The organism is Gracilibacillus suaedae (assembly GCF_017599345.1).
Lineage (GTDB): Bacteria > Bacillota > Bacilli > Bacillales > Amphibacillaceae > Gracilibacillus > Gracilibacillus suaedae.
In genome coordinates, this window is record NZ_JAGFVL010000001.1 from 1 (window position 1) to 10,784 (window position 10,784).

A 10,784-nucleotide genomic window follows, 5' to 3' on the forward strand; every position below is an offset into this window, starting at 1 on the left:
TCAATAAAAGTTGACTTGCGCTCGCTTCTATAAGCTAGCTTGTTTCATGTTTATAATCATACTGGTTGTTTTGTTCAGTTTTCAAAGATCAATGTGATTGCCGTTTTTGCGACAGCTTTTATATCATATCATCTCACCTGATTGATGTCAACAACTTTTTCAAATTCTTTTTTGGTTGTTATTGAAAGATGATATTTTTTGTTGCGCCGTTTCAGCGACGATTAATAATATAACACGCTATTCAATAAAGTGTCAACAACTTTTCAGCATTTTTTATTTTTTAATTCTTCTCCAGGATCATAGCCCTTCTTCGGCATCAACATCAACAGTATATGCCCTCCGTTCTAAAGTGTGAATAAAAAAGGGAGTCCATTATAATGTAGAAAAAAGCAGAAGCATATCAGCTTCTACTTCTTCATGACTTGGTATTTACGATGACGTATTGTTGTACTTTTTGTTTCTTCTAATACTACTTCGATTATATCCTTCGAAACTAAATACTCCACTACACTTACTAAATCATACATATAGGGAGTTACATCCGGATGTGTTTTTAACTCACCGAATCCCCAAGGTGTATCACGTGTTCCCATCACCTCTAACAAATGGGCTGCACATGCTTCTGCTCGTTGTTTAATCGCAAAATCCATTGCTAAAAGCATCAGTTCTACTCTTTTGTTCATTTCTTCTGTACTTCGAACTAATTCTTCATATAACTTATATACTTCCGGATCAATCCGTTTTATTTGATTCCATACCATTACTTCTGGATGGTAGCCTTTATCCAAAATGGTGATTCTCCCTAAATAATGTAGGGAACGCAACAGTCTGCTATATGCATCCAAGTAATTGCCAGATTCGAATAGATCTCGCGATTCTATATAGCTTCTTGTTAGCTTGGAAAATTCAATTGTTAAGCGTAATTTTCTGTTATCACACGGAAATACCCGTAATGTTTCATTTAAATTTGCCAAATATTCGTTACGGTCATAGATGATTCTTCCGTTAATAATCCATTCTACCGCTCTTCTATAGATACTCTTCTCAATCCATTCTTCTAATAAATCGCGGTCAATAACATGTAATGCTGCTGATTTCTCTCCAAACTCATAATGTTTTACGAGCCATTTCTCTTCTAATCCTTTTACAACTACTAGCAAAATCGAATCAAAATTATCTGTCTCTGGGCTGATTTTTTTCTTTTTCTCCATAATCAGTATGCCCATTGTGTTACGGTTACTAGCTCTTTCTTGATAAATAGGACGTAAAATATCCTCCAATTGATTCTCCCCCTCTAATCCTTTCATAAATTAATAATTCGATAAAAATTAGCTAATCCCTTTCAATGATCGCAACTTTTTTGATTTGTTACTTTTTACCCAATAAGCCGGGCTTGCAAACAGGTATTATTTGACATCAGCACTTGGACCGCAAGCATTTTCATCACAAATATGCTATACTACAATCGATATACACTATTGTTTTGGGGGAAGTTCTATGTCGGATATAACATATAAAAGTAAAATAAATAAAATCAGAACCTTCGCATTGTCTTTAGTTTTTATCGGATTCATTATTATGTATGTTGGTTTACTCTTTAAAAATATCGGATGGCTAATGCTCATCTTTATGATTTTAGGGACTATCGCGATTATCTTCAGTTCAGTCGTTTATTTCTGGATCGGCATGCTCTCCACCCGAGCCGTACCTATTATATGTCCAAGCTGTGAGAAACCGACCAAAATGCTCGGGCGTGTCGATGCTTGTATGCATTGTAAACAGCCGCTCACGTTGGATAAGGACCTAGAAGGAAAAGAATTTGATGAAAGCTATAATTCAAAGAAAAAACGCCGCTAAATACATAGCGACGTTTTTTTACTTCACAGATAATCATGGATAAGAAACACACGAGCAAAAATTTTGCGTCGTGTGTTTCTCCTTATACGATTTGGTTTTTCTCTTTTTTACATTCCTGACAAACACCGTATACTTCCATTCGGTGATGGCTTACATCAAACCCAGTAATTTGTTCTGCTAATGACTCGACTTCATCAAGACTTGGATAGTGAAAGTCGACAATCTTTCCGCAAGTTTCACATATAATATGATAATGCTTAGATGTGTTACAATCAAAACGACTTGATGAATCTCCATATGTCAATTCACGAACAAGACCGATTTCGCGAAATACACGTAAATTGTTATAGACAGTTGCAACACTCATATTTGGGAATTTTCCTTCCAACGCTTTATAAATATCATCAGCAGTAGGGTGAGTTTCAGCATTCAACAAAAATTCCAACACCGCATGACGCTGTGGTGTAATTCGAACGCCTGAAGATTTTAATTTATCTACCGCTTCCTGCAGCATATGTTCAGACACCGCCATGCACCTCACTTTCTCCTACAAATTGTAATATCCAAGTGTGCTTATTAGTACTATTTTACAATAGTACCACTATTAACACAATTATTACTTTATAATTCTTATAATTAGTGTACTCTCTATCCACTCGGTCTGTCAATATAAGTATACGAGTTACCAATAATTTTATGCTAGTCCTTTATTAGATATCCGCTTTTAAATGTTTTTCTTCGACGTTTAACTGATGGTTCACTGTTCTCGCCGCAACAAACAAATAATCGGATAAACGGTTTAAATATTTGATCGCCAGTGACTCCTGTAATTGATCCTGTAGTCCGACAGCCATTCGCTCTGCTCTTCTTGCTACCGTTCTTGCATGGTGGAGAGAGCTTGCTGCGAGATGTCCAGATGGCAAAATAAAAGTGCGTAATTCCGGAAGTTCCGCCTGCCATTTGTCGATCTGTTGTTCTAAAGCATCAATGTGACGTTGCTCTAGTTTCCATGTCACTTCTTTTTCTTGTGGTGTTGCCAGTTCGGAACCGACATGGAACAGAAGCGTTTGAATATAATGAAGTTCTTCGATTAATGTAGCTTTTGCCTGAAAATCTTCCTGCTTGATAAAACTGATTGCTTGTCCGATTACGGCATTGACTTCATCACATGTGCCATATGCCTCTACTCTTGTATCATTTTTTGGTACGCGTTTTCCGTATATTAGCGATGTTTCTCCTTGATCGCCTGACCTAGTATAAATACGCATGATATTCCCTCCTTTTATAGTATTGGTTAAGTAAAACTGAGCAAAATCTGCTCAATGCTTATCATTAAATGCTAAGTGAACCTGCGATTATTTTAGTGACCATTTTGAAATATATCACTCACGTAACCTCCACTTCGGCTGCCCACTTCCCGTTCCGTGGGGTTTGTCCTTCAGCTAACTTTTTCGAGCTAAACCCACTCGAAAAAGTGGATCTTCAGGTCAAACAATTCCCACAGGAGTGGAAGTGGGCGGCCTCCGTTAAATAGTACTCTACAACATATGTTAGAGCTAAATACTTGGATTATTGAAAACTATAAAAATGTTGTGATACCAATTTTAATACTTTCCTTACAAGACCAAAAAAGTGCAAGCACTATTCATGCTTACACTTTTTCGGTCTTATAATTCTTCGCGAATGTAGTTTAATGCTTTTTCGACGTGTCCTTTTACTTGAACATTACGGAATTCTTTCTGCAAGACGCCTTCCTTGTCGATAATAAAGGTAGAACGGACAATTCCCATATATTCTTTGCCGAATTTATTCTTTAATTGCCATACACCAAATTGCTCTGCTACTTCCTTATCTTGATCGACTAATAATTCAAACGGTAGATCATGCTTATCGATGAATTTCTTATGGCTTTCTTCTGAATCTGGGCTTATACCAAGAATAACGGCATCTAAATCCTGAAAGCTTTCATAATTATCACGGAAATCACACGCTTCTGTCGTACAGCCTGGTGTGTCATCTTTCGGATAGAAATAAAGCACGACATTCTTGCCTTTATAATCGGAGAGTTTTACTTTTTCCCCTTTATTATTCGTTAATTCGAAATCTTGTACAGCTTGTCCTACTTCAACTGTCATGATTGAAATCCCTCCATCTATCATTGTTATCTTAAGCGTATCTGAAATTGGCGGAAGTCTCAACTAATATACATCACGGTCCCCTTTACCTTGCCATATTTTCAGAAAAAAAGCCGGTGGTAAAATGTAGCCAATTAATGATTCGATTAGTGCCAACAACCTGCCCCAGCCAACAGGTGTTATATCGCCATATCCGACAGTCATTAAGGTGACACCGCTAAAATAAAAAGAATGTGCTAATGTTTCAAATGGCGGTAATCTTGTCAATTTGCCATCATCCAGTAATAAGACACCTTGAAAGGATAATACGAAATATAAACAAGCAAATGAGGTGAGGACAGTGAAATAAACTGCAAGTAGTGTATAAAAAATTTCATAGGAAAAATAACTGCGCTGATGTGCTTTTCCAAAAATAAATGCATTTAAACTTCCTATTAATAAGAAGACAATTAATAGAATCGAAATAATTGCAACCATAACTCCCCTCCCTCACCTGTAAATCACGGACACTAACATCCTGATGAAACTCTCACTTTATATTTCCCTATTTTTAGTATACGATGAAGAAGTAGGAGTGATGACGAATGAGGCGTATTTATATTGTCGAAGATGATCCAAAAATTCGTGATATATTGGCAGATTTCTTGCAAAAATATGATTATGAAATAGCTTCCGTTAACGATTTTGATCAAATCCAAGAAGAATTCCAAGACTACCAGCCACACCTTGTGTTATTAGATATTAATTTACCAAGGTTTGACGGCTTTTACTGGTGCCGCAAAATCCGTGCCATTAGTAATTGTCCGATTATTTTTATCTCGGCGCGTGACAGTGGCATGGATCAAGTCATGGCAATTGAAAATGGTGCAGATGATTACATAACCAAGCCATTTCAACTCGAAGTCGTGCTGGCGAAAATCAAAAGTTTGATGCGCCGTGTATACGGTGAATATCGTGCTGATAAAAACGCAAACTTAATTGATGTAAACGGATTACAGCTGGATGCATCCACTTTTATCTTATCGTTTCAAAATCAACAATGTTTGTTAACGAAAAAGGAATATTTATTAGCCCAAGCACTGATGACACAAACAGAAAAAATTGTATCGCGGGAATTTTTATTAGAACGATTATGGGATGATCAAGACTTTGTTGATGATAATACACTAAGCGTCAATATAACGAGATTAAGAAAGAAACTCGCTGATTTAGGAATAGAAGGCGCGTTGAAAACTATTCGTGGTGCAGGCTATAAATTAGAACAAGTCTGGGAGCGTTGAGCATGAAACATTATGTAAAAGATCAAATAGGTTCGATTATTTTCTTTTATTCTCAAATTATGATCGTGATCATTGTCGCACAGCTTGCTAGTTCTTTTACTGAATCCGGAATTAGTGAAGGCGATGTGTTCTATATGTTTATTATTGTTACTTTTTTTCTGATTGTATATCATATCTATCGCTATACTAAATATCGTGAAATGTATCGCTATACGACCGATGATGCGACAGAGTCTGCCTGGCTCCCGAATACTCCCGATCATCTCACTACTCGGTTAAGAGAACATTATGAGAAACAATATAACAGTTATAAAAAGCAAGTAGAACAACTACATACTGAGAAAAAACAAGAGAATATTTTTATGCAACAATGGATCCATCAAATGAAAACTCCGTTATCTGTAATGCGCTTAACATTGGAAAAAGAAGAACATAATCTGCCGGTACAATTCAAACAAGATATGGATGAAGAACTGGACCGCATCAAACAAGGATTGCAACTCGCCTTATACCAATCTCGCTTACAGCAATTTGAACGTGATTTTCATGTTGAAAAAATTCGCTTAAAAGATTTAGTCCATGCCATCATCCAAGAATATAAATCAAGCTTTATCCGTAATCGTGTTTATCCCAAAGTAGAGATCGATCCATCATTACATATCTATTCGGATCAAAAATGGCTTGGCTTTGTACTCGAGCAAATTACAGGTAACGCGATTAAATATGCCAGTAATACTAACAGCAATATCTTCTATCAAGCAACTGTATGGGAAGGTGCAGTCGAATTAGAGATCACCGATCATGGGATTGGTATACCGAAGCAAGACTTAAAGCGTATTTTTGACCCTTTTTTCACAGGAGAAAATGGTCGACATTATCGTGAATCAACTGGAATGGGATTATTTCTTGCTAAACAAATATGTGATTCGTTAGAGCATCAACTAACAGTAAATTCAGAAGTAACAAAGGGAACAACATTTACGATCCGGTTTGATCCTTCCAAATAGAAGTCTTACAAAAATGTAAGATTTCTTTTTTATTTTGAAAGAATAATCAATAGGTGATCGAAGGTAACCTGTTTATAATTAGAGATATAGTAATGATTCCCTGAAAGGATGAACAAATCATGAGTCTATTAGAGGCAACGAATATTTCAAAAGTATATGGCAGTAAACGTGGCATTGAACATAAAGCAATCGATAATATTTCGCTTTCGGTTGAAAAAGGAGAATTTGTTGGAGTAATGGGACCATCGGGCAGTGGTAAAACAACACTGCTCAATATTCTGTCAACGATTGACCGATTATCCGCTGGAACACTTACGATCAACGATAAAGAGATCACCCGTCTCTCAAAAGGCAAGCTTGCTAAATTCAGAAGACGAGAAATGGGCTTTATTTTTCAGGATTTCAATCTATTGGATACCTTAACGATTGCTGAAAATATTATGCTTCCATTGACATTAGATGGTTGGAAAGTAAAAGATATGGAGAATAAATTAGCGCAAATCGCTAATCAACTTGGGATTGATACGATTTTGCGTAATCGAAGCTTTGAAGTATCAGGTGGACAAATGCAACGTGCCGCTATTGCCCGGGCAATTATTCATGAACCGGCGATTATTTTCGCAGACGAACCTACAGGTAACTTAGATTCAAAAGCTTCTAGACAAGTGATGGACGCTCTATCACAATTAAACAGCCAAAAAGAGGCAACAACATTAATGGTGACACACGATCCTTTCGCTGCTAGCTTCTGTGAACGAATTCTGTTCATTAAAGACGGCAAAATATTCAATGAACTCCATAAAGGTGACAATCGGCAATCTTTTTTCCAAGAGATCTTAAATGTACAGTCCATGCTAGGGGGAGATACCGATGACCTTCAAACAGTTCGCATTTAATAATGTTAAACGTAACTCCCGCCAATATCTCAGTTATTTCTTTAGCTGTATGTTTTCGGTGGCTGTATTCTTTATATATGCAGTGATTATGTTTCACCCGGAGATCGCTAATTATGATTTTCAAGATACTGTCCAAAGTGGTATTACAGCTGCTGAAGTTATCATTTTTGGCTTTTCTTTTTTGTTTGTACTATATTCTACAGGTGCTTTCATTAAATCTCGCAAGAAGGAATACGGTATTTTAATGACACTTGGTATTAGTAAAAGCCAGCTAAACCGTCTGTTAATTTTAGAAAATACGATTATTGGATTAGTGTCCATTATTACAGGGATACTAGTTGGTATGCTGTTTGCCAATCTATTTATTATGGGCTTTTCCAGCCTACTTGGTCTTGAGGATTCATTAGGTTTTCAAATTTCATGGAAAGCACTTGCCTTAACATTTGTCAGCTATTTTATTATGTTTGAATTGAATTCATTAATGGTTGTATGGACATTAAGGATTAATTCGATCGTTCATTTATTCCAAGGTGCAAAAGCGCCGAAAAGAACACCTAGATTTTCTTGGATACTTGCTACCATTGGAATTGCACTCGTTATCGCTGCTTATTATTTAGCATGGACATCGGATATGTTGTCGATCGGATACCGGATGATGCCTATCCTAGCATTGATTATTCCAGGTACTTACCTGTTATATACACAATTCTCGGTGTTATTTATTCATCTTCTTAAGAAAAATAAACATCTTTATTTTAATAAGACAAACCTGCTAACGGTTTCGGATTTAGGCTATAAATTAAAAGATCATGCTCGTCTATTGTTTTTCGTTACCATATTAAGTGCTGTAGCATTTACCGCTTCAGGAGTCATGTACGGTATGTTCGAAAGTGCCGAGACTGAAGCAACAGTTAATATACCGCAGGATACCTCCTTCATCAGTAAAGGGATAGACAATATCGAAAAGATGGATGAGGAAATCAAACCATTTACGACAGCACTTGAGGAAGAAAATATTGATTATCAATCATTAGCCGTTGACTTTACCCAAGCAGAGATAACTAACAATGACAGCGAAACATGGGTTAACCTGCTATCCTATTCAGATTATCAATCTTTGTTAGCATTAAACGAGGAAGAAGGAACTCGGGATTTAACAGATGAAGAGGCGATTGTGTTGGCTTTTTCTTACGATATGAGCTTCTCCAATCCGATTGCTGGAGAATTAACATTACAAGCCGAAAATTATCAGGCAACAGTGCAAGCAGAAAATGCTTTATCTATTGTGAATTCTAACCTCCATACCAGTTACACCGTTGTTGTCAGTGATCAATTGTATGATGATTTTGCATCTGTTGCTGAACCAAATGAGCGTTACCGTTATGTTGCCTTAACCATTGATGATTGGGTAGCGAATGCAGAATATATTAGTGAACATGTAGAACAGGTTGATTCTGACATTGTAGAGGAATCGGATAACGCGAGTGCATACCTAGTGCTAAAGAACACATTATCCTATGCATTATTTTTCGGAATGTTTATTAGTGTTCTTTTCTTCCTTGCAGCAGGGTCGATTCTCTATTTTAAAATATATCAGGATCTAGATAAGGATATCAGACAATATCAAGCATTGTACAGGATCGGACTCACTATAAGTGAAATGAAAAAAATTGCGACAAAACAAGTTGCCTATTTGTTTTTCATACCTTTTATCCTAGCGGTAATTCATGCTGGGTTTGCTTTTAAGGCATTACAAAATATGTTGGAATCATCTGTATTACTGCCAAGTGTCACACTGATTAGTGGTTATTTATTGGTATATGTCATTTACTTTTTCTTCATTCGCGGATTGTATATTCGTAAAATTAAACAAGTGATGTAAGCTGTTTTTCCCTCTGTGGTTAACAGTGCTATAATAAAGTGAGACGATGATCTGTGGGGGGAGACCCCACTGATCATTAGCGAAACTTATCAGGGTATTAGCGTCTGTTATCCCTAAACTTACCCTTATGTTACTTGACGCTTAGCACCGTGATAATAGTTGCATTATAATCATGGAGGTTTTTTCATGCAATTTACTCAATCAGTAGCTTTACATAAAGAAGCACAACAACATATTGTCGGTGGCGTCAATTCTCCATCCCGTGCTTATAAAGGAGTTGGCGGTGGCACACCTGTCTATATGGAGAAGGGCAAAGGTGCCTACTTTTGGGATGTCGATGGCAATAAATATATTGATTATTTAGGAGCTTATGGACCAATTATTACTGGCCATGCTCACCCACATATTACAGAAGCCATTAAACGCGCTGCTGAAAATGGTGTGCTATACGGTACACCGACGAAACTAGAAAATATTTTTGCTCAAAAGCTAAAAGCTGCGATTCCATCGTTAGACAAAGTTCGTTTTGTTAATTCTGGGACAGAAGCAGTGATGACAACCGTTCGTGTGGCTCGCGCCTACACCGGTCGTGAAAAAATCATCAAGTTTGCAGGATGTTATCATGGCCATTTTGATACCGTATTAGTCCAGGCGGGGTCTGGTCCTTCTACATTAGGAAACCCTGACTCTGCTGGTGTCACAAAAGCAACTGCACAGGAAGTGATTACCGTACCTTTTAATGATGTTAAAGCATTTAAGGAAGCTCTTAATCACTGGGGGGATGAGATAGCAGCAGTCTTAGTTGAACCAATTGTTGGCAACTTCGGGATTGTCGAGCCTGAAGAAGGCTTTTTACAACAAGTCAATGACCTCACGCATGACGTTGGAGCTTTAGTTATTTATGATGAAGTAATTACCGCATTTCGTTTCACTTACGGATCAGCCCAAAAACTCGTCGGCGTCGAACCAGATATGACAGCGATGGGGAAAATCATTGGTGGCGGACTGCCAATCGGTGCATATGGTGGTAAAGCAGAAATCATGGAACAGGTGGCACCACTTGGTCCAGCTTACCAAGCAGGAACAATGGCTGGGAATCCAGCATCCATGTCAGCTGGAATTGCTTGTTTAGAAGTACTAGAAGAAGATGGTGTCTACGACAAGCTTGATCGGTTAGGTGCGATGTTAGAAAAAGGGATGCTTGATGCCGCTGAGAAACACAGCATTGATATAACTGTCAACCGCTTAAAAGGGGCACTAACTCTGTACTTTGGTTCAAAAAAGGTAACCAATTATGCTCAAGCGGAGGCTTCCGATGGTGATAAATTTGGACAATTCTTCAAATTAATGTTGAAACAAGGCATCAATCTCGCTCCTTCTAAATATGAAGCATGGTTCTTAACGATTGCTCATACGGAAGAAGATATTCAGGAAACAATTAAATGTATTGATCGCGCATTTCGCGAGATGGCCTAAGGTATTGATTTTAAGTGAAGGACAAAATTTGCGAATTTCGCATCTTCTTGTCCTTCATTTGGTTTATTATGGAGAAAGTTGATAGTAAAATAGACTAGCTTCTTTTTTAACTTCTTACACTATTCTACCTAAGAAAAACCGGGAAAACCCACCCGCTCCTGTTCAAAGTAGTTATTTTGACATGATTAATAGTCGTAACAACCGCTTCGGCTTGCCCACTTCGCTTTCCAGGGGGCGTGTCTTCAGCTAAC

The 10,784-nt window shown here is 37.4% G+C and carries 11 protein-coding genes; 6 read left to right on the forward strand and 5 right to left on the reverse strand.

Features of this window, described 5'->3' with window-relative positions; all coding sequences use genetic code 11:
• Positions 1-407 precede the first annotated feature (407 nt).
• Positions 408-1,280: a nucleotidyltransferase-like protein gene (locus J5J03_RS00005; protein ID WP_208585496.1), complete on the reverse strand. Its 873-nt coding sequence runs from the start codon at positions 1,278-1,280 to the stop codon at positions 408-410.
• Positions 1,281-1,497: 217 nt separating this feature from the next.
• Here J5J03_RS00005 and J5J03_RS00010 point away from each other — a divergent pair, with 217 nt between their 5' ends.
• The gene (locus J5J03_RS00010) at positions 1,498-1,857 is read left to right on the forward strand and encodes a YgzB family protein (protein ID WP_208585497.1); all 360 of its coding nucleotides are present in this window, start codon (positions 1,498-1,500) and stop codon (positions 1,855-1,857) included.
• Positions 1,858-1,939: 82 nt separating this feature from the next.
• Here J5J03_RS00010 and perR read toward each other — a convergent pair whose 3' ends face one another.
• The 4 genes from perR to J5J03_RS00030 all read right to left on the reverse strand — a co-directional run bounded on the left by perR (position 1,940) and on the right by J5J03_RS00030 (position 4,469).
• The gene (gene perR, locus J5J03_RS00015; RefSeq protein ID WP_208585498.1) at positions 1,940-2,389 is read right to left on the reverse strand and encodes a peroxide-responsive transcriptional repressor PerR; all 450 of its coding nucleotides are present in this window, start codon (positions 2,387-2,389) and stop codon (positions 1,940-1,942) included.
• A 178-nt stretch (positions 2,390-2,567) separates the two neighbouring features.
• Positions 2,568-3,125, reverse strand: coding sequence for a cob(I)yrinic acid a,c-diamide adenosyltransferase (locus J5J03_RS00020; protein ID WP_208585499.1), 558 nt, complete (start codon positions 3,123-3,125; stop codon positions 2,568-2,570).
• 399 nt (positions 3,126-3,524) lie between these two features.
• Entirely contained in the window at positions 3,525-3,992 is a 468-nt protein-coding gene (bcp, locus tag J5J03_RS00025) for a thioredoxin-dependent thiol peroxidase (RefSeq protein WP_208585500.1), read from the reverse strand.
• A 63-nt stretch (positions 3,993-4,055) separates the two neighbouring features.
• Entirely contained in the window at positions 4,056-4,469 is a 414-nt protein-coding gene (locus J5J03_RS00030) for a potassium channel family protein (protein ID WP_208585501.1), read from the reverse strand.
• A 107-nt stretch (positions 4,470-4,576) separates the two neighbouring features.
• Between J5J03_RS00030 and J5J03_RS00035 the strand changes: the two genes are divergently transcribed.
• From J5J03_RS00035 to J5J03_RS00055, 5 genes are all read left to right on the forward strand, one after another.
• Positions 4,577-5,272 carry a response regulator transcription factor gene (locus tag J5J03_RS00035; protein WP_208585502.1) on the forward strand — a complete coding sequence of 232 codons (696 nt, stop codon included), beginning with the start codon at positions 4,577-4,579 and terminating at the stop codon, positions 5,270-5,272.
• Positions 5,273-5,274: 2 nt separating this feature from the next.
• Positions 5,275-6,279, forward strand: coding sequence for a sensor histidine kinase (locus J5J03_RS00040; RefSeq protein WP_208585503.1), 1,005 nt, complete (start codon positions 5,275-5,277; stop codon positions 6,277-6,279).
• Positions 6,280-6,398: 119 nt separating this feature from the next.
• Complete coding sequence (locus J5J03_RS00045; RefSeq protein ID WP_208585504.1) at positions 6,399-7,175, forward strand: ABC transporter ATP-binding protein; 777 nt, start codon at positions 6,399-6,401, stop codon at positions 7,173-7,175.
• Positions 7,150-9,057 carry an ABC transporter permease gene (locus J5J03_RS00050; RefSeq protein ID WP_208585505.1) on the forward strand — a complete coding sequence of 636 codons (1,908 nt, stop codon included), beginning with the start codon at positions 7,150-7,152 and terminating at the stop codon, positions 9,055-9,057. The genes J5J03_RS00045 and J5J03_RS00050 overlap by 26 nt, the downstream gene beginning before the upstream one ends.
• A gap of 186 nt (positions 9,058-9,243) precedes the next feature.
• Positions 9,244-10,533 (forward strand): glutamate-1-semialdehyde 2,1-aminomutase, encoded by a 1,290-nt coding sequence (locus J5J03_RS00055; RefSeq protein ID WP_208585506.1) that lies wholly within the window; start codon positions 9,244-9,246, stop codon positions 10,531-10,533.
• Positions 10,534-10,784 lie beyond the last annotated feature (251 nt).